This is a genomic window from Streptomyces sp. NPDC102279 (genome assembly GCF_044766365.1).
Classification (GTDB): Bacteria; Actinomycetota; Actinomycetes; order Streptomycetales; family Streptomycetaceae; genus Streptomyces.
Genome location: NZ_JBIWLU010000004.1, coordinates 435,213 through 453,429 on the forward strand (window position 1 = coordinate 435,213; position 18,217 = coordinate 453,429).

19 protein-coding genes are annotated in these 18,217 nt (G+C 70.5%); 12 read left to right on the forward strand and 7 right to left on the reverse strand.

The window, feature by feature from the left end:
• Positions 1–138: 138 nt before the first annotated feature.
• Positions 139–753, reverse strand: coding sequence for a TetR/AcrR family transcriptional regulator (locus ACIRQH_RS11915; RefSeq protein WP_404225469.1), 615 nt, complete (start codon positions 751–753; stop codon positions 139–141).
• 191 nt (positions 754–944) lie between these two features.
• Between ACIRQH_RS11915 and ACIRQH_RS11920 the strand changes: the two genes are divergently transcribed.
• The 3 genes from ACIRQH_RS11920 (at position 945) to ACIRQH_RS11930 (ending at position 3,319) form a co-directional block, all read left to right on the forward strand.
• A complete protein-coding gene (locus tag ACIRQH_RS11920; protein ID WP_388932628.1) occupies positions 945–2,078 on the forward strand; it encodes an FAD-dependent oxidoreductase in 1,134 nt (377 codons plus the stop codon).
• A 118-nt stretch (positions 2,079–2,196) separates the two neighbouring features.
• Positions 2,197–2,838: an HAD-IA family hydrolase gene (locus tag ACIRQH_RS11925; RefSeq protein ID WP_358816188.1), complete on the forward strand. Its 642-nt coding sequence runs from the start codon at positions 2,197–2,199 to the stop codon at positions 2,836–2,838.
• Between the two features lie 235 nt (positions 2,839–3,073).
• On the forward strand, positions 3,074–3,319 hold the full coding sequence (locus ACIRQH_RS11930) for a DUF5133 domain-containing protein (protein WP_358816189.1): 246 nt from the start codon (positions 3,074–3,076) through the stop codon (positions 3,317–3,319).
• 60 nt (positions 3,320–3,379) lie between these two features.
• On the opposite strand, the gene ACIRQH_RS11935 is transcribed toward ACIRQH_RS11930, so the two are convergent.
• Both ACIRQH_RS11935 and ACIRQH_RS11940 read right to left on the reverse strand, forming a co-directional pair.
• The gene (locus ACIRQH_RS11935; RefSeq protein WP_404225471.1) at positions 3,380–5,104 is read right to left on the reverse strand and encodes an MOSC domain-containing protein; all 1,725 of its coding nucleotides are present in this window, start codon (positions 5,102–5,104) and stop codon (positions 3,380–3,382) included.
• Between the two features lie 211 nt (positions 5,105–5,315).
• Positions 5,316–5,804, reverse strand: coding sequence for a MarR family winged helix-turn-helix transcriptional regulator (locus tag ACIRQH_RS11940; protein ID WP_358818596.1), 489 nt, complete (start codon positions 5,802–5,804; stop codon positions 5,316–5,318).
• Positions 5,805–5,858: 54 nt separating this feature from the next.
• On the opposite strand from ACIRQH_RS11940, the gene ACIRQH_RS11945 reads away from it, so the two are divergent.
• From ACIRQH_RS11945 to ACIRQH_RS11955, 3 genes are all read left to right on the forward strand, one after another.
• Positions 5,859–6,917 (forward strand): ABC transporter permease, encoded by a 1,059-nt coding sequence (locus ACIRQH_RS11945; RefSeq protein WP_388932631.1) that lies wholly within the window; start codon positions 5,859–5,861, stop codon positions 6,915–6,917.
• A 161-nt stretch (positions 6,918–7,078) separates the two neighbouring features.
• Complete coding sequence (locus ACIRQH_RS11950; protein WP_404225474.1) at positions 7,079–8,581, forward strand: MFS transporter; 1,503 nt, start codon at positions 7,079–7,081, stop codon at positions 8,579–8,581.
• Complete coding sequence (locus ACIRQH_RS11955) at positions 8,578–9,138, forward strand: TetR family transcriptional regulator (RefSeq protein WP_388878151.1); 561 nt, start codon at positions 8,578–8,580, stop codon at positions 9,136–9,138. Before ACIRQH_RS11950 ends, ACIRQH_RS11955 begins: the two co-directional genes overlap by 4 nt.
• A gap of 30 nt (positions 9,139–9,168) precedes the next feature.
• Here the strand turns inward: ACIRQH_RS11955 and ACIRQH_RS11960 are convergent, their stop codons facing one another.
• Positions 9,169–9,579: a cupin domain-containing protein gene (locus tag ACIRQH_RS11960; protein ID WP_404225476.1), complete on the reverse strand. Its 411-nt coding sequence runs from the start codon at positions 9,577–9,579 to the stop codon at positions 9,169–9,171.
• A 130-nt stretch (positions 9,580–9,709) separates the two neighbouring features.
• Positions 9,710–10,033 (reverse strand): carboxymuconolactone decarboxylase family protein, encoded by a 324-nt coding sequence (locus ACIRQH_RS11965; protein WP_388878157.1) that lies wholly within the window; start codon positions 10,031–10,033, stop codon positions 9,710–9,712.
• A gap of 212 nt (positions 10,034–10,245) precedes the next feature.
• Here ACIRQH_RS11965 and ACIRQH_RS11970 point away from each other — a divergent pair, with 212 nt between their 5' ends.
• Both ACIRQH_RS11970 and ACIRQH_RS11975 read left to right on the forward strand, forming a co-directional pair.
• The gene (locus ACIRQH_RS11970; RefSeq protein ID WP_404225724.1) at positions 10,246–11,148 is read left to right on the forward strand and encodes a helix-turn-helix transcriptional regulator; all 903 of its coding nucleotides are present in this window, start codon (positions 10,246–10,248) and stop codon (positions 11,146–11,148) included.
• A gap of 186 nt (positions 11,149–11,334) precedes the next feature.
• A complete protein-coding gene (locus ACIRQH_RS11975) occupies positions 11,335–11,691 on the forward strand; it encodes an N-acetyltransferase (RefSeq protein ID WP_404225478.1) in 357 nt (118 codons plus the stop codon).
• Positions 11,692–11,725: 34 nt separating this feature from the next.
• On the opposite strand, the gene ACIRQH_RS11980 is transcribed toward ACIRQH_RS11975, so the two are convergent.
• Both ACIRQH_RS11980 and ACIRQH_RS11985 read right to left on the reverse strand, forming a co-directional pair.
• Entirely contained in the window at positions 11,726–13,066 is a 1,341-nt protein-coding gene (locus ACIRQH_RS11980) for a DUF1254 domain-containing protein (RefSeq protein ID WP_404225480.1), read from the reverse strand.
• A gap of 179 nt (positions 13,067–13,245) precedes the next feature.
• Positions 13,246–14,283: an ArsR family transcriptional regulator gene (locus ACIRQH_RS11985; protein WP_388878379.1), complete on the reverse strand. Its 1,038-nt coding sequence runs from the start codon at positions 14,281–14,283 to the stop codon at positions 13,246–13,248.
• Between the two features lie 170 nt (positions 14,284–14,453).
• Here ACIRQH_RS11985 and ACIRQH_RS11990 point away from each other — a divergent pair, with 170 nt between their 5' ends.
• The 4 genes from ACIRQH_RS11990 (at position 14,454) to ACIRQH_RS12005 (ending at position 18,043) form a co-directional block, all read left to right on the forward strand.
• Positions 14,454–14,852 carry a hypothetical protein gene (locus ACIRQH_RS11990; protein ID WP_388878169.1) on the forward strand — a complete coding sequence of 133 codons (399 nt, stop codon included), beginning with the start codon at positions 14,454–14,456 and terminating at the stop codon, positions 14,850–14,852.
• A 68-nt stretch (positions 14,853–14,920) separates the two neighbouring features.
• Positions 14,921–15,346 (forward strand): hypothetical protein, encoded by a 426-nt coding sequence (locus tag ACIRQH_RS11995; protein ID WP_358818586.1) that lies wholly within the window; start codon positions 14,921–14,923, stop codon positions 15,344–15,346.
• A gap of 42 nt (positions 15,347–15,388) precedes the next feature.
• Positions 15,389–16,138 (forward strand): D-Ala-D-Ala carboxypeptidase family metallohydrolase, encoded by a 750-nt coding sequence (locus ACIRQH_RS12000; protein ID WP_358818585.1) that lies wholly within the window; start codon positions 15,389–15,391, stop codon positions 16,136–16,138.
• A gap of 330 nt (positions 16,139–16,468) precedes the next feature.
• Positions 16,469–18,043 (forward strand): N-acetylmuramoyl-L-alanine amidase, encoded by a 1,575-nt coding sequence (locus ACIRQH_RS12005; RefSeq protein WP_404225483.1) that lies wholly within the window; start codon positions 16,469–16,471, stop codon positions 18,041–18,043.
• Positions 18,044–18,217: the final 174 nt, after the last annotated feature.

The window sequence follows — 18,217 nt, forward strand, 5'->3', positions numbered from 1 at the left end:
TGAGTGCTTGCGCTACGGAGGCGCGCCGTCCCGGCGGCGCGCAACAGGGCGGGATCGTAAGGCGGTTCACGTGAGGAATCCTGAGAACTCCTGCGCCGGGGCATACGTGACAGAGCCGGGACGCCGGGACGCGGTCTGCTAGTGACCGGAGTCGATGGCCGTCCAGCCGTTCTCCAGTAGGGCGAACGCGCGCTTGATGGCCTCGCGGGGGTCGTCCCGACCGTGGGCTGCGCGGGGGGCTTCGAGGGCGAAGTGGGCCATGGCGGTGCAGGCGGGGTCGCCCGGGGGCAAGCCGCTCTCCTCGGCGATGACCCGGGCCAAGGCGTCGGCGTGGCGCAGCCACATGGCGTGGAGGTAGTCGCGCAGGGCCGGCGTGTTGTCGACGAGGCGGAGGAACGCGGTGAACCCGGCGTCGCCGTCCGCGGTGACCAAGCGGAGGCGCAGCGCGTGCTCGCACAGGGCTCCCGGGATCGACTGACCCTCCGGGCGGTCGCGTACGGCACAGAGCAGTCGGGTCTCCTGATCGGCTTCCTCGTCGAAGACCAGCGCTTCCTTGACCGGGAAGTGCTTGAACAGGGTCGTGGTGGACACGTCGGCGGCATCGGCGATCTCGCGGATGCCGACGTCGTCGTATCCGCGTGCGAGGAAGAGACGCAGAGCGGCGTCGGCGATGGCCTGACGTGTGGCGGCCTTCTTGCGCTCGCGGCGCCCCATCGGAGCGGCGGTGGTGGGGGAGGTGTCTGTCTCCGGCATGTCTTCGACCCTACCTCTAAGTGGATCGACTTCAAAAGTGAAACGGTTGCACTTAGTGAGTCGGTGTGCTCTTCTGGAGCAGCGGCCCGCTGACCAGCGCGCCCCGCGTCCCCTCCCTCGTCGGCATGCCCGGAGGGACGTCACTGCCCAGCACGCCCGGCACCACCGGGCGGGACGAACGGAGCACGATCATGAAAGCCCCCACTACTCCCCGCATCGCCATCGTCGGTGCCGGTCCCGGCGGCCTGACCTGCGCACGGATTCTGCAGCAGCACGGCATCTCCGCGACCGTCTACGACCGCGAGAGCGGACCCGAGGCCCGGAACCAGGGCGGCACGCTCGACCTGCACGAGGACAACGGCCAGATCGCCCTGCGCGAGGCCGGCCTCCTGGACGAGTTCTTCCGGCTGTCCCGCCCCGAGGGCCAGGAGATGCGTCAGATGGACTCGGACGCGACGCTCCTCTTCCACCACACCCCCGAAGCGGGCGACCGCTTCAAACCGGAGATCGACCGCGGCCAGTTGCGCGACCTTCTCCTCGACTCCCTCAAGCCCGACACCGTGCAGTGGGGCCGCACGCTGCGGTCGGTCGACGGTCCCGCGGGCGGCCCCCGGCAGGTGCGGTTCGCCGACGGCGCGACGATCGAGGCCGACCTCGTCATCGGGGCCGACGGCGCCTGGTCCACGGTGCGCCGCGCCATCTCGCCGGCTGTGCCCCTGTACAGCGGTGTCAGCTTCCTCGAAGCCTGGTTCCACGACGTCGAGAACCGGCACACCGACATCGCCGGACTCGTCGGCCAGGGTGGCGCAGCCGCGGCCGACGGCGATCGCGGTCTGTTCGCACAGCGCAACAGCGGCGACCACATCCGCGTCTACGTCATCCAACGCGCGCCCGCCGACTGGATCACCGCCGCCGGCCTGACCATCCAGGACACGGACGGCATTCGCGCCCTCCTCCTGGACCGCTACCGCGACTGGTCGCCGCGCCTGCGTCAACTCCTCACCGACAACGACGGCCTCTACGTCGACCGCCCGATCCTCGCTCTGCCTGTTCCCCACACCTGGGAGCACGACCCGACGGTCACCCTGCTCGGCGACGCCGCCCACCTCATGCCCCCGCTCGGCGTCGGCGTCAACCTCGCCATGCTGGACGCCTGCGACCTGGCGCTCGCCATCGCGAAGAACAGCACCATCGGCGAAGCGATCCACGCCTACGAGACCACCATGCTGCCTCGTTCCAACAAGATGCAGTCGCTCCTCGACAAGGGCGCCGAAGAGCTGCTCTCCACCGAACTCCCCGACTTCGCCGACGACGAGAGTCGCTGACCGCACCGCGGCGCTGCTCCCGGCGAAGCCTCGGCATCGTCGCCGGCTCGGGCCGGCCGGGGGTACCGACCGGCAAGATCCCTTACTCACCCTCAGGGACTCCTGGCATGATCACGGCGTGACCAGCGATCCTGTGCAGCACGGCTCCAAGAAATGCGTCCTCCTCGATGTCGACGGCACGCTGATCGACGCGGTGGCCAACCAGCGCCGGATCTGGGCGACTTGGGCGAGCCGATACGGACTGGACGCGACCGAGGTGCACCGGGTGGCGCTGCGCACACGGCCGATGGAGACCTTCGCCGCCGTGGCTCCGGAACAGGATCCGAACGAGTGCCTGAGCGCGTTGCACGCGTTGGAGGACGAGGACGTACGATCCGGCGTCTACGCGGCCTTCGACGGCGCCTCGGAGCTACTGACCGGCCTCTCGTCCGATTCTTGGGCGCTCGTCACCTCGAACTACGAGCATCGGGTGCGGGGGCGCTTCGACCGGACGGGCCTGCCCCTCCCGCGGGTCCTCGTGGACGCCGCCGCCGTGGAGGAAGGCAAACCGTCGCCTGTGCCCTACCTGTCGGCCGCGAAACAGCTCGGTGTCCTGCCCGAGAACTGCCTTGTCATCGAGGACGCCCCGTCCGGGGTCGAGTCCGGGCTGCGGGCCGGGATGACGGTGTGGGCGGTCAACACCGCGGCGGCGACCGGAGCGCACCGCCACTTCGGGACCCTGCGGGCGGCGGTTCCCGGCATCCTCGACTTTGCCCGGTGACAGCTGTGACAGGGGTGACAGGGCGGGATTGACCGCGACCGACGGGCCGACGGGCCCCCGCGCGTCTCGAAATGCTTGGCCGAAAGCAATGGCGTAGGCCTCTCGTCGTGGGGCACTTGAAGAGCTGCGTGACGCCACTCCGTGTCAGGAGCGGTGTCGGACGCCTTACATGTGGCCTGTTTCTCGCGATGGCGGTCGGCCGCCTCGCGAGCTGTTCATGGGGAGAGGAAGAACCATGATCCTTCCGGCGGAGAGGGAACTGCGCGCCGTGCTGGCCCGGTTTGCCGAGGTGCGCATCGAACACGATGTGCGCCCCACCGGCCGTACCAGCCGCGCGCTCGACGACGCCACGTACACGCTGTGCGTGATGACCGGGGCCCGGACGGCCGAGCAGGCACTGCGTGCGGCGGACGCCCTGCTGGAGCGGTACAGCGTCGACCGTGAGGGCGCCACGCAGGCGGACGAGACGTTGGCCGCGTAGGCGCCGGTGATCCGTCCCGGGACGGACCGGCGATGCCGCGGCCGTCCTGGCCGTGAAGCCCTAGAGGTCGAGAACGATCTCGTCGGCTGGTTCGCTGCAGCAGATGAGGACCGTGCCCGCCTCGGGGAGTTCGAGAGGCGGAGTGGTGTACGTGATGTCACCCGAGATGAGCGGGGTGACGCAGGTGTGGCAGACGCCCGTACGGCAGGACCAGCGGGTGCTGACGTCGCACGCCTCGGCGAGTTCGAGGAGTGATGCCTGGGCCTGCGACCAGGGGACGGAGATGCCGCTGCGGGCGAAGGCGACGAGTGGGCCGGTGCCCTTCGGGCCGGGAGGCTGATGCGGCGCGACGGCGGCTGCGGACATGACGCCCGGATTGATGGCCGCGAGCGTGCTGAACTCCTCCGTGTGGATCCGCTCGGGACGCAGGCCGTGATCCCGAAGGCATGCGCCGAAGGTGTCCATGAAGGCCGTCGGTCCGCACAGGTAGGCGTCGGCGTCGACGGGGATGCCCATGGCCGCGAAGGACTCGGCGGTCGGGCGTCCCTGCCGGACGTACGGCTCGTCCGCGGGCGCGGCGGGTTCGTCGGGCGCCGTGTAGTAGACGTATTCGTGGGCGGCGGAGAGCTGTGCCAGGAGGGTGCGCGTCTCGTTCGCGAAGGCGTGATGGGCGCGGTCGTGCGCGACGTGGATCCACCACACCGGGCGGGAGTCCCGTGCGGCGGCCAGTTGGTGCAGCATGGCCAGCACGGGGGTGGCGCCGATTCCCGCGGAGGCGAGGACGACCGGCCCGGAGCTCTCGTCGAGGACGAACGCCCCTCGCGGGCTGGCGATCTCCACGAGGTCGTCGGCGTGCAGAGCGGCGTTGAGGTAGGTGCTGACCTGCCCGCGGGGTTCGTGCTTCACGCTGATGCGGTAGGCGTCCGCGCCCGGCGCGGAGGACAGGGAGTAGCTGCGCACCACCGGGGCTGCGCCGTCGATGCCGAGACGGATGGACAGATACTGGCCCGCCCGGGCTCTGGGCAGGGGAGTGCCGTCGGTGGTGTCGAGGTAGATCGACGACACCGTGGGGGTCTCGGGGGCGATACGGGCGACGCGCATGAGCTTGAAGCCGGGCCACCCCGCGTCCTGCTCGGGCGGTGACGAGGCACCTGAGAGCTCGCGGAAGGACTGCTGCCATCCGGGGCTGAGGGCGGGAACGTTCAGCGCCTTTCGCAGCTGCCCGGCATCGCGGTCGGGGAGGTAGAGCAGCGCGTCGATGTCGGCGACGCTGAGCTGTTCCGGACCTCTGCTGATCAGGGTGATGTCGTCGCCCGCCTGGACGTGTCCCTCGGTGAGTACGCGAAGGTAGAAGCCGGGGCGGTGGTGGGCGACCAGGAGCGAAGGCATGGTGGGTTCGCCCAGGCGCATGCCGACGCGGTAGCAGGTGACGCGGGGCTGGGTCACCTCGAATTCGGCGTCGCCGATGCGGTAGCGGTCGCCGATGCAGACGTCGTCGTCGGGCAGGCCGTCGACGGTGAAGTTCTCTCCGAAGTTTCCGAAGGTCAGGTCGTCGCGACCGAGCTGTTTCTGCCAGTACTGGTAGGACTGCAGCTGGTAGACCAGTACGGCCCGCATCTCGCCGCCGTGACCGGCCAGGTCTCCCTGGCCGTCTCCCTCGATGTTCAGCCGCCGCACCAGCCGTGGGCCCTGCACCGGGGCCTTCCAGACTCCGGTGTGGACGGTCCGCCCCTGCCAGGCGACGTCCTTCGGCATCCCTACGTTGACGGACAGCAGCGTCGCCATTGCGGACCTCCTGCACGGTGGGCGGCCTGTGTTTCCCTTGCCTGCTGTGCGATCTGCGCGATCTGCGCGCCAGGGTCGATTCTATTTCCGGGGCCCCGGGACCGGCCTCCTCAGGCTGCGCGCCGCATGATCGTTCCGGGCGTTCGACGCGTCGTCGACCCTCGACGCTCGACCGCTGAGGCTGCTGAGGCGGAGGCCCAGGCGAGCCCCCTCAGAGCGCGCTGTTGCCGTCGACGGCTGAGGGATTCAGTGAGGCCAGCAGTTTCAGCAGCAGTGCGTGTGCCTGCTCCTGCTCCGTCGGGGTGAGCGCCCGCAACGCCTCGGCGTGGGTCGCGTCGACCGATTTCAGGGCCTCGGTGTGAAGCCGACGGCCCGCCTCCGTGATGTGCAGCCGTTGCGTGCGCCGGTCGCCCGGGGTGGTCCGGCGCTCCAGAAGACCCCTCTCGACGAGGCCGTTGACCGCGGTGCCCATGGACTGCGGCGTGATCGCCGCGCGGCGGGCCGCCGTCGCGCTGGACACACCCGGATCGAGGATCGCCTGGGTCATGGCGTTGTTCTGCGCCAGCGTCAGCTGGAACGGACGCAGGGTGCGCTCGATCTTGGACGCCATGATCTGGCCGATCTGCCAGGCCACATAGCCCGTGCGCCGGTCGGGGTTCTCGTCGAGATGGTTCACGCGGCGTACCTCATTGGAAGGCAACTGATTATGATGTGGAGACATTATCAGTTGCCTTCCAATCTAGGATCTCCTTCGATGGCCCAGCATGTCCCCACCCGGCAACCGCACAAGCACGCTCTCGACGTGGCCCACCCGCCTCCTCGTTCCGGTACGGCACGGGCGGTACTGCTTCCCGTAGCGGTAGTCCTGCTCATCGGCACCGTCTTCGTGAGCGTGTACCTCGCCGCCTTCCATGCGCCGCGCCCCCATGACCTCCGCGTCGGGACGACGGAGGTCGGCGCCCAGCAGGAGCACCTGCGCGAGGACCTGGCGCACGCCGTCCCCGGCGGCTTCGCCCTCGAGACATTCCCCGACGCGCACGCCGCCCGCCACGCCGTCCAGGACAGGGCCGTGTACGCGGCCTACCTCGGCCAGGGGAAGCTGCTGTACGGAAGCGCCAACGGTGCGGCCGTCACCGCCACCGTGACCACCGCTTTCGGTCCCGCGGCCCGAGCCGAACATCACAGCCTCGCCGTCGAGGACGTCGCCCCGGCGGCGGCGGGGGACACCCGCGGCCTCTCCGTCTTCTACGCGGCCTTCGGGCTCGTGCTGGCCGGCTACCTCTTCGGCATGACGACGTATCAGCTCGCCCCCAGGCTCCAGTATCGCTACCGCATGGCGAGCCTTCTCCTGTTCGGCGTGGTCGGCGGCCTCGTCGTGTCGGCGGTCGCGGGGAGTCCGGGATTCGGTGCTCTGCCCGGTCCTTTCCTGCCTCTGGCCCTCGTCGTCGCGCTGATGGGCACCGCGGTCGGTGCCACGACCATGGTGCTGCTGCGCATCTTCGGACCCGCGGGTGTCAGCCTCGCCTCGATACTGATGCTGATCCTCGGGAACAGCACCAGCGGCGGCATCTTGCCACCGGCCTACCTGCCCGCCTGGCTGCGCCCGCTCTCCGAGATCCTTCCCGTCGGGGTGGGTGTCCGTGCGATGCAGGGGCTGTCCCGCTTCCAGAACGACGGCCTGACCAGCGCGCTGGTGATCCTCCCCCTCTGGGTGATCGGAGCGGCGCTGATCCTGTATCTGAAGGACGTGTTCCGGCGCGGTGCTCCGGCCCGCGCGGCGGTCAACGGCGAGCCGCGTCCCGCAGTGGCCTGACGCGACACCGGCGACGCCGAAGGAATCGGATCGGCGTGGCGCGCGCGGTCCCGACGGCGGAAGGGGCCCGGAGCGGTCGCGGTCGGCAAGGTGAGACACTCGATGTCATCGCTTGAAGACATCGACTGATGACAATGACGGACGACAGGAACGATCTGCCAGTGCCTCCGATATCCGGCCCCGCCCTGTCGCCCTGGCGCCGGCGGGCGCTCGTCCCCGTCCTGGTGTCCCTCGGCATGCTGGTCGCCATCATCAGCAGCCTCGGTGCCCCGCTGATCCCCACCATCGCCGCCGTGGACCACGTCTCGGTCTCCGACGCCCAGTGGTCCCTCACCGTCACGATGCTGGTCGGCGCCGTCGCCACCCCGGCGATGGGCCGTCTGGGAGACGGACCGCACCGCAGGATCGTGATACTTACCGGGCTTGCCATCGTGCTCGTCGGGAGCCTGCTGGCGGCTCTGCCGCTGGGGTTCGCCTGTCTCATCACGGGACGGGCCCTCCAGGGCGTGGGTCTGGGCCTGGTCCCCCTCGCCATCGCCACCGCGCGCGACTCCCTTCCGCCGGAGCGGGCACGGTCGGCCCTGGCGACGCTCTCGCTGACAACAGCGGCCGGCGTCGGCATCGGCTACCCCGTCACCGGACTGCTGGCCGAGAGCTTCGGCATGTACGCGGGATTCTGGTTCGCCGTGATCGCGACCACGCTGGCGTTCATCGCCGCGGCCGTCGTCGTCCCCAAGGCTCCTCGACGCCCCGCACGGCCGATGGACGTGACCGGGGCGCTGCTCCTCACGCTCGGCATGACCGGCCTCTTGTTCGCCCTCACCCAGGCGGAACACTGGGGGTGGGGGTCACCTCGGCTGCTCGTGCTGGGCGCCGCGTCCGTGCTGTTGCTGGCCGGCTGGGTGATGCACCAGCTGCGCGTCACGCATCCGCTGGTGGACCTGCGCCTCGTGCGTGACCGTACGGTCTTCGCCGCGCACCTGACCACCATGATGGGCGGCATCGGCATGTATCTGCTGATCTCCCTCGTGACCCGCTACGTCCAGACTCCGCCGAGCGTCGGATACGGCTTCGGAGCCTCCGTGGTGGTCACCGGTCTGGTCCTGGTGCCGTTCTCGGTGGGCAGTCTGGTGGCCGGGCGCGTGGTGCGGCTCCTGGTCCGTACCCAGCCGCCGGTGCGGCTGCTGCCCGTCAGCTGCTTGCTCTCGCTGGCGGCGCTGCTCGTCTTCGTGTTCGCCCACGGCGCCCTGTGGGAGGTGTTCGTGACGATGGCCGTGGCCGGTCTCGGTGTCGGCGTCAACTTCGCCGTCACCCCGGGGCTCGTCGTCGGAAGCGTCCCGGCCCACGAGACCGGGAGCGCCATGAGTTTCAATCAGGTGGTGAAGTACATCGGATACTCGGCAGGCAGCGCCCTGAGCGCCGTCATCCTCCAGGCCGCCACCGCCCCCGGTCACGACCTCCCCCCGGAGAACGGCTACCGCACCGCGGGTCTGGTCGGCTGCGCCGTCTGGGCCGCCACCGCCGTGGTCGCGTACGCGCTGGTCCGGTCGGGTACCCGTGGCCCCTCCGCGCAGGTCAGGATCGGCCGCCCCGCACTCGCGGCGGACGGCGTCTCTGAACCGGACGGCGCGGGCCTCGTCGCGGACACCGGAACCAGTCGATGAGCGCCGAGGCTCCCGGGCGCCGTCGCGACGCTGCCCGCAGCCGCGAACTGCTGCTCACGGCGGCGAGCGAGCTGTTCGCGGAGCGCGGCTTCGACCGCACCACCATCCGGGACATCGGCGAGCGGGCGGGCGTCGATGCGGCGTTGATCGCACGGTACTTCGGCTCGAAGACGCTGCTGTACGTCGCCGCGCTGAACGCCGAACAGGGCGACGCGGCCCTGGCCGACCTCTTCGACGAGCAGCGGCTGCGCCAGGTCTTCGACCGGGCCGACCGGCGGGGCCCGGTTCCGCTGCTGCAGGTCGCCGTGCAGCCGCTGAGCGACCCCGCGGCGCAGGACGCCGCGCGTTCGGCGCTGCACGCCCGACTCGTCGAGCCGCTCCAGGAGCGCCTGACCCGTGAGGGTGCCGAACGGCCCCGACTTCGCGCCGAGTTGGTCGCGGCGGCCGTGACCGGCATCCTTCTGGGCCGGCACTCCGGAGCATTCGACGAACTGGCGCAGGCCGATCCCGGAGACCTGATCGAGCTGCTCCGGAGCACCCTCCTGCGGGAGGAGTGAACGGCCCCGTCGGACGGGAAGCGGCCGTGATCAGCGGAAGTCGGCGAGGGCGCGCTCGTACTGCTCGTCGGTGACGGGCTCCAGCCACGAGGTGCCGTCGCCGTTCCCGTCGCCGACCACCAGGGCGATGTGTGCCATGAGGGTGGTGTCGGTGGCGCCGTGCCAGTGCTCCTCGCCGGGCGGGCACGTGAGGGTCTCGCCGGCGCCGACCCGTACGACGCCGCCGTCCCGCGTGCCGACCAGGCCGACGCCGTCGGTGATGTACAGGACCTGGCCCAGGGCATGGGAGTGCCAATTGGTGCGGGCGCCGGGGGTGAAGCGGACCAGGCCGGCCGCGAGACGGGCGGGTTCGGTCGGCGTCGCGATCATGTTGAGGTGGACGTCGCCGGTGAAGCGCTCCGCGGGGGCCTTCATGGTGGGCGTCGAGGTGATGTGCTCCATCGTTCTGTTCCTTGATCGTTCAGCGGTGAGGGAAGGCGGGACGGTGATGGTCCGCAGCTCAGGCGTCGTCGTGGGCGAGGTGCTCCGTACGGGTGATGACGGGATCGGGAACCGGGGTGGGGCAGGCGTATCAGTCGGCGTCGCGCTCTTCTGCGACCTTCTTGAGCTGGTTGACGGCGGTCATGGCGTTCGGCCAGCCCGCGTAGAACGCGAGGTGGGTGATCGCCTCCGCCAGCTCGTCCACGCTCAGCCCGTTGTCCAGGGCCACGCCCAGGTGGTAGCCGAGCTGCTCGGTGCGATACAGGGCGGCCAGCACGCTCACGGTGACCAGGCTGCGGTCGCGCGGGGACAGGCCCGGGCGCTCCCAGACATCGCCGAACAGCACCTCGTCGGTGATCTCGACGAGCTTGGGGGCGATCGCCGCGAGTTCCTGCGGCGCGGACTGCTTCGGCACGGTGACTCCTTCTGGAAAAGCGGGATCGATCGGCACGGGCCAGTCTCGGGTGGCGAAGGCGTTCCGGGCGGCTGCCACGTCGCGCATCCGGCCCGTGCCACGGGCCGCGCTCGCTCGCCGATATCGAGGAAACCGCAGATCAACGGGCTGGGGGAGGGTCTGGCATCACAGGTACTGACAGGACCCCCCACCGGCGCGGCGACCGGCTTAGCCTGGAACGCGTGAGCACCGAGAGCGACATCCGCGAGTTCCTGGCATCCCGCCGCGCCAGGATCACCCCGCAGCAGGCCGGCCTGCCCGCCTACGGCGGCAACCGCCGTGTGCCGGGGCTGCGTCGCGAAGAGGTCGCCCTGCTCGCCGGCGTCAGCATCGACTACTACATCCGCCTCGAGCGCGGCCACATCGCAGGCGCCTCCGAGGAGGTCCTCACCTCGATCGCGAACGCCCTCCATCTGGACGACGCGGAACGCGCCCACCTCCACGACCTGGCCCGCGCCGCCGCGAAACGCCCGGCCCGCCGCGCCGGGCGCCCCCGGGGGCCGCTCCCGGACAGCGTCCTGCGCGTCCTCCGGTCCATGACCGACTCGCCGGCGTTCATCCGCAACGGCCGCTTGGACATCGTCGCCGTGAACGGCCTCGGCCGGGCCCTGTACGCCCCCCTCTACGCGGCCGGCGCACCGCAACCGGTCAACATCGCCCGCTTCCAGTTCCTCGACCCCGGTGGCCGCGACTTCTTCCCCGACTGGGACGAGTCGCTCAACACCACCGTCTCCCTGCTGCGGACCGAGGCCGGACGCGCCCCCTATGACAGCGACCTCACCGGCTTGATCGGTGAACTCGTCACCCGCAGCGAGGAGTTCCGCACCGCCTGGGGCAAACACAACGTGCGCCTGCACCTCACAGGCCGCAAGTCCTTCCGCCACCCCGCCATCGGCGAACTCACGCTCGACTTCGACGCCATGGAACTGCCCGCCCAACCCGGCCTGACCCTCACCGCCTACACAGCCGCCACCGGCACGCCGGACCACGACGCCCTGCGGCTCCTTGCCAGTTGGGCCGCGACCGAGAACGCGGCGCCCGTCGGCGACGCCGGCCCCACGGGCCGAGCGAAATGACGCATTGGCGTCTTTAGGGCATGCGCCCGGCGCGAGGGGGCACTCGCGATGGCTATGCAGGCAAACCAGTTGAACACCCCGAGCAATGCGCCGGATGAGGCCGGACCTCAATTGGACGCGCCATCGGTGCCCGCCCCCGGAAGGCACCGGCGCACCGGACGACGCCGGGGCCGGTGGCATCGAAGGGTGCTGGCCTACCGCAACGTGGAGCTCATGCCGTCCTCGTCCCCCGACAGCGTCGGCGCGGAGTGTCTGCTCCTGGTGCACATCCGCAGGGTGGTCGGGCTGGTGACCTATCGAGCGTGCGAGGAGTGCGCCGAGGGCGTCATCACCGACGTGGTCCTGGACGAACCGTTCCGCGACTGCGGGCTCGGCACGAGGGCCCTGTCGCACCTGCGTTCCCTGCACCCCGACGTCACCTGGCGCACCACCCTCGACGCCCGCCTCACCCGGGCCCTGCTCCGTCGGATGCGCATCCCCAAGGCGACCGGCGGACGCTGCTCCCACGGCCGCCCCGGCGTCGTTTCCCCGGCGGGCGTCTGACCAAGGCTCGGCCGGGTTCACGCGGTCGGCCACGCTAAGCGGGGTGCTCCTGCCGAGTGATCGGAGGGATCGTGTACCTGCCGTCGAAAACGGCGGGGTGCGGCTGGTACATGCGCAGGACGGGGCGGAACGGGCCGGGCGGGGTGGGGAGCCAGTTGGCCGCCGCCACCCGGTCGGCGGGCCGTTCGGGCTGGAGGTGGAGGGTCAGGGAGTCGTCGCGGTCGTAGTGGAGGTCCGCGGTCCGGTCACCGATGGAGTAGCGGCCGATGGGATTGTCGACCAGGTAGTACCGGGGCGTGTCGTACATCGTGATCGACCAGAAGGCGTCGACCGGCGGGGTCGTTTCGAAACGGATCGTGTAGGCCTGGGACCCGTCGAGAGGCTTGCCGTCCTCGTCGTCCCAGGCCATCGCGTAGGCCGCCTCGTATCCGTGGTTGCCCCACAGTCCGGCGCGGGCGGCCGCGGCGCGTACGGTCCGGGAGGCATCCCGGTCCTGGAGGACCCACTGCGGAGAGTTGACGGTGCCTACCTCGAAGAAGTCGAGGTTGTAGTTGAAGGCGTCGTAGGTGAGCTTCCAGCCGTTCTGTTCGGGGCCGGCGCCGTGCGTGGTGGCGTACTCCACGCGGTCCCTGCCCCGCTGGTAGCCGGTTCGGAGGGCCCGCTCCAGTTCGGCGGAGGGCGAGACGTACGGGCTGCTGCTGTCCAGGAGCCCGAGCGGGGCGAACCTCTGCTGGTAGGCCTGGTCGGTGGGTGCGGGCGGGAAGGCGCCCATTCCGGTGCGCAGCTTCTCGAAGAACAGCAACTCGGCTTCGGTGACGGCACTTTCAGGCACCGGAAGCCCGTCGCATGGCAGGCTGTCATCCAGGGGCTCCAGCGTGGTCGCCTGCTGGAGGGCGTGGACGGCGGGAAGGTCATGGACGCCGTCACAGGCCCAGCGGCCCACGATCGAGGCCACCGTCGTCGGCACCGTGATCCTCTTCGCGCCCGGCGGCACCTCGCCGGTCCAGTCCGGCGGAGCCAGCAGGAACTCGCCCGCCGCGGTGCCGGTGGCACGTCGGCCGACGTAGGCGAAGTTGTCGGTCCACGCGTCGACGAACTGCAACACGTAGTAGCGGCCGCCGGTGTCGGGTACCCGGAGCAGGAGCGGTCCGCCGCTCAGATCCAGCTGCGCTGCCGAGTAGACGGTGTCGTTGTTGATGCTGACAAAGGTGTCCTTCGGACCGGCCAGGGCGGCTGCGTGGCTGAACCGGTTGAAGGGAGCTGGTTCCACCGATCCCATGCCGTCGCGGGTGAAGCGGCCCACCTCGTCCAGGTCGACCACCATCGGAAAGCCGTAGACGTACGCCTCCGCCGCCAGCTCCGCAAGATCCGACACTCCGTACCGCCCTCTCGTGACCAGTCCCGACCGCCATCGTTCCCCGGCCCGACAGAGCCCGCCACACGGAGATCGAAAAGCCACCCGCAAGGCTGCCGTCCGTCGCGGGAGGAGATCGTGGACCGAGACCGCAAGCGATACAGGGGCCGGAACCGGGTCACGGACCGTCGCCGTGCGGATCAGACTCGGGGACGACGGGCTGACGAGGATTCCTGGAGGGACCCCGTCTGGTTCTTGCTCAGCATGGTCGCTCCCATCAGGGTCAGCGTGTGAATGACCGTGTTGCCGTGGCGGTGGCTGGTGATGAGCCCGGCGTCGCGGAGCGCTGTCGTGTGATGGGTCGCGGTGGCCGGTGTGACGCCGGCTCGATGGGCGGCTTCGGTGGTGGTCGCCCCGGCTGCCGCGGCCTGCAGCACCGCCGCGCGGGACCGGCCCAGCAGCACCTGCAGGGGCGGTGACCCCGGGCTGTCGGACGCGGTCCTGGCGGGCCCGGCGAGCGCTTCGCGGTGAGTGGAGTACATCAGGACGGGGGGTAACCCCGGATCGGCGAGGGAGATCGGCCCCTTCCAGCAGAAGTACGACGGAATGAGGAGCAGTCCGCGGCCCTCCAGCCGGATGTCGTGTTCCGTCGGATAGGTGCTGATCTCCAGACGCGGGTGCTTCCACCGGACCGTCGGCCCGAGCCCCCCGAGCAGGCCTTCTGTGCCCCCGTCGAGCAGGTGACGGGCCAGCCGGATCCGCTCGGTGTGCAGGCTCTCGTACATCCACTCCTCGTGCGGGGCGATGACGGCCCGGTGGTAGGCGCGCAGGATCTCCGCCAGCTCGCGTCGGGTCTCCTGCTCCGTGAGGCGGCCGAGCCAGGCGGGCATTCGGGTGACCCGGGCGAGCGCCGCGAGTTCCGTCGCCACCTGGTCCGTCGGGGCGCCGAGGATCGCCTCCAGTCCCGCCTCGAGTCCGGCCGTGCCCTCCAACGGCGTCAAGAAATCGGGGAAGTAGGAAGCGCGCGGGAAGAGGGGCAGGAGGACCCGCCGCACCACATCCTCCAGCCCGGCCTCACGCAGCCGCTCCCGCGCGAGGCGGTACCAGTGCGCGTACGCCCAGCGGCCCGCGGGAGTCTGGAAGCGGTGGAGGCTGGCGGCGATCTCCCACAGCGGGTGCGGAGCGGCGGCGACCCGGGTCCGGGCCAGATCCTCAGCAGAGAAGTGGAAGCGGAGCACGGCCAACACCCTTTCCGCCTGCGTCATTTCAGCACGTTCGAATGAGCATGACAGTTCGAGGCGCAGACCGGAGCATGAACTCGCTTCGTCGCACCGGTCCCACAGAACGACTCGCGGTTCCCCACGTCCCTCCCGCTACCTGGTCCGCCCCCCAACTGAGAAGGAATCCGATGGCGAAGACCCCTGCCCGCCCGGTCGTGGCGGCACTGTTCACCCTCCTCGCCGTCATCGTCCCCGGAACCGCCCCGGCGTCCGCCTCTCCCGCTCGGATGGCAGCCACCAGTTGCTACGGCGGCGCGGTCACCGTGTCCACCAACGACTCCATCGAGTTCGGGCCATACACGTCGTCCGCCCGCTGCAAGGACATCAACGTCCGCATCGTGGGCGGCGATGCCGGCTCGGTGAACGCCTGCGTGAGGTTCGTCCGCTACGGCACCTGCAACTACTGGACCACCATCGGCTGGGGCTGGAAGACCATCGCCACCGACGTCCTCGACGGCACCCGGTTCACCGTTCCCCTCGGCGTCGACCTGGAAGGCGCCACCGCCCGCGTCGAGATCGCCTACTGAGAGCCACCGGTCCGGCCCGCCCAGGGCCCGGACCTCTCCCGGTCCCACCCAGTGAACGGAGAGTTCAGATGACTCGCACCCGGCGAACGGCCACCGTCCTGGCGGCCGCCGTAGCGCTCCTGGCCGGCGGTGCCGCGACGCCCGCCGTCGCGCAGCCCGCCGCTGCCGCCGCGGCCACCTCCTGCTACGGCGGCGCCAAGTCGCTCACCTACCACTACTCGGCCTCCGCGGTGGAGTTCGGCACCTACACGACCAGTTCACGGTGCTCCGACATCAACATCAAGCTCAACACCACAGCGTCCGGTGTGTTCCTGGACGCCTGCATCGTCTTCGTCGACCACACCTCGCTGTGCAACCACGACAACACGTACTCGACCTTCGGCCCGCAGTGGGCCACCGTCGCCACCGACGTCAAGGACGGCACCCGCTTCACGTTGCGCGTGCACGCCTACGACACCGACGCGCAGGTCGTGCCGTTCCAACTCGCCTACTGACGACCCCACTCACCATCCCGCCACATCCCCGAAGGAATCACGATGACCTCCCCCCAGCGCATCCCGAACCGCCGCGCCGTCCTGCGCGGAACCTTCGCCGCGGCCCTCGGCGCCTTCGCCGGCCCCCTGCTTCTGTCGGGCACCGCGCAGGCCTACAACTGGACGCGCACCATGAACCAGGGCGCGACCGGAGCGGACGTGACGGAGCTGCAGATCCGGGTCGCCGGCTGGGCCGCGGACTCGGCCGGCCACTCCCGGGTCAGTATCGACGGTGACTTCGGCCCGGGCACGGCCGCCGCGGTCCGCCGGTTCCAGGCCGCCTACGGTCTCTCCGCCGACGGCAGCGCCGGACCCGCCACTCAGGCCCAGCTCAACGCCCTGGAGCAGTCGGACGGTTCGACCGTTCACTTCAACTGGAGCGAGTTCACGGATCGTTCGAGCGGCACCTTCGACGGCGGCAAGGTGAGCGCCGCCAGCGCCAAGGAGAACGCCCGCCGTGCCATGTACAAGCTGGAGGCGCTGCGCAAGAAGCTCGGCAACACGTCCATCACGGTCAACTCCGGCTTCCGCAGCATCGCGCACAACGCCGAGATCGGCGGGGCCAGCGACAGCATGCACCTGTACGGTACCGCCGCCGACCTCGACGTACCCGGCGTGGCCAACCGCACGGTGTACCAGAAGGCGGAGACCTGCGGATTCTCCGGCCTGGAGACGTACACCGTCGACCACCAGCACGTCGACAGCCGGGCGGACCTCGGGCGGGCCTGGTGGTGGGAGAACGGCACCATCTGAGGCCCCGTCGCTCCGAGTTCGCCCGACTCCGGCCCGATCGAGCCGGCCTGACCCGACCCACTCGGTCGGGTCAGGCCGGCCCGGGTTGTCGTCCCGGGCTGGAACTGTGCAGAGCGCTGCCCCTTCGTGCACGCAGGGCTCCGTGAGCGCACCGGCGCCGGCAACCCCGTAGCTCCCCAGGCCGCTGCCCCACAACCTGCCGCCCATCGTCTGCAATGTGCACGCTGCACTGTGCACCGCGTCTTCGCGACCTGTCGTCCGCCCCTCCCGAAGCCATGGGCCCTGCGACTGCGCGCGCCCGAAGCCACAGCCCCCACCGGAGGCACACGCATGAACCGCAGAACGACCCACTCACTTCAACTGCGCGCCGCCCTCGCCGTTCTGGGCACTCTGACCGTGCTCGTCGGCGTCGTTCAGCCCGCCATGGCCGCGCCCCGCCCGGAGGGCGGCACGGCTCCCGGACCGGTGAGCCGCGACTTCACCCGGGCAGCCGCCGAGTTCGACGTACCGCGCGACGTCCTCATCGCGCTCGGATACGGAGAGACCCACCTCGACGACCACGCCGGCCTGCCGAGCCAGGCCGGCGGCTACGGGGTGATGCACCTGGTGAGCAACCCCGACCAGCACACCCTGGAACTGGCGTCCCGGATCACCGGTGAGACACCTCGCGACCTGCGCAGGAACACCGCGGCGAACATCCGCGGGGGAGCGGCGGTCCTGCGTGCCTACGCCGACGACGCGGGTCTGGGCCGAGCCCGACGACACGACGCGGACGCCTGGTACCCGATCGTCGCCCGGTACGGCGGCGCCACCGAGCCCTCCTCCGCCCGCCTCTACGCCGACACCGTCTACGCCTTCCTGGCCGACGGGGTGCAAGCCCGCACGCCCGACGGCGAGGAACTGACCCTTCCCGCCCGCCCCGTCGCACCCGAACGCGGCCGGTACGAAGCGGCCGTGGCGCCGGCGGCGCAGAGTCCGGACTACCCCTCGGCACTGTGGGTCCCCGCCAGCACGTCCAACTACGCGGCGGGCCGCACGGCCTCGATCAGCAAGGTCGTCATCCACGTCACCCAAGGTTCCTACGCCGGGACGATCAGCTGGTTCCAGAATCCGACGGCCGAGGTCAGCGCCCACTACGTCGTGCGTTCGTCCGACGGCCAGATCACCCAGATGGTCCGTGACAAGGACACGGCCTGGCACGCCCGTTCGGGCAACGCGTCAGGCATCGGCATCGAACACGAGGGATACATCGACGACCCGACCTGGTTCACCGACGCGATGTACCGCTCGTCAGCGGCTCTGACGGCCTACCTCTGCGACCGTTACGGCATCCCCAAGGACCGCGCCCACATCGTCGGCCACTCCGAGGTACCCGGCAACGACCACACCGACCCGGGGCCGAACTGGAACTGGACGTACTACATGCAACTCGTGGGCGGCAGCACGGGTGGCGGTGGAGGCGGCGTCCAGTTGACCTTCCCGTCCTACGACACCCTGCGCGCCGGTTCCTCGGGAGCCCAGGTGGCGGCGGCGCAGTCGCTCCTCAACGCGCAGGGCTTCGGCGTCGGCACCGTGGACGGCAGCTTCGGCGCGAAGACCACCACGGCTGTCACCGCCTTCCAGCGGGCCCGCGGACTCGGCGCCGACGGGGTCGTCGGCGCCCGCACCTGGACCGCGCTCCTCTCCGCGGGCACGGTTCCGGCACTGCGCCAGGGCAGCACGGGCGCCGACGTCCAGCGTCTCCAGAGGTCCCTCACGGCCGCGCTCGGCCGCACCGTCTCCGCGGACGGCGACTTCGGCTCAGGGACCGAACAGGCGGTCCGGGACTACCAGAGCAGTCGCTCACTGAGCGTCGACGGTCAGGTCGGCCCGGCCACCTGGGGCGCGCTGCAGGCGGGTCGCTGAGCGGAGGCCGGCAGCAGGGCCGCGGCGCGTCACTCCCACGCCGCGGCCCTGTTCCTCGCCACCGGCGGGCGCGGTATCGCCCGGACCACGAAGATCCGGCGCAACGTTCGCGCGGTGCTGTTCGACAAGAGTCACCTCCTGGTCCTGCGCCGAGGCCGGCCGGGCGGCCTCTCG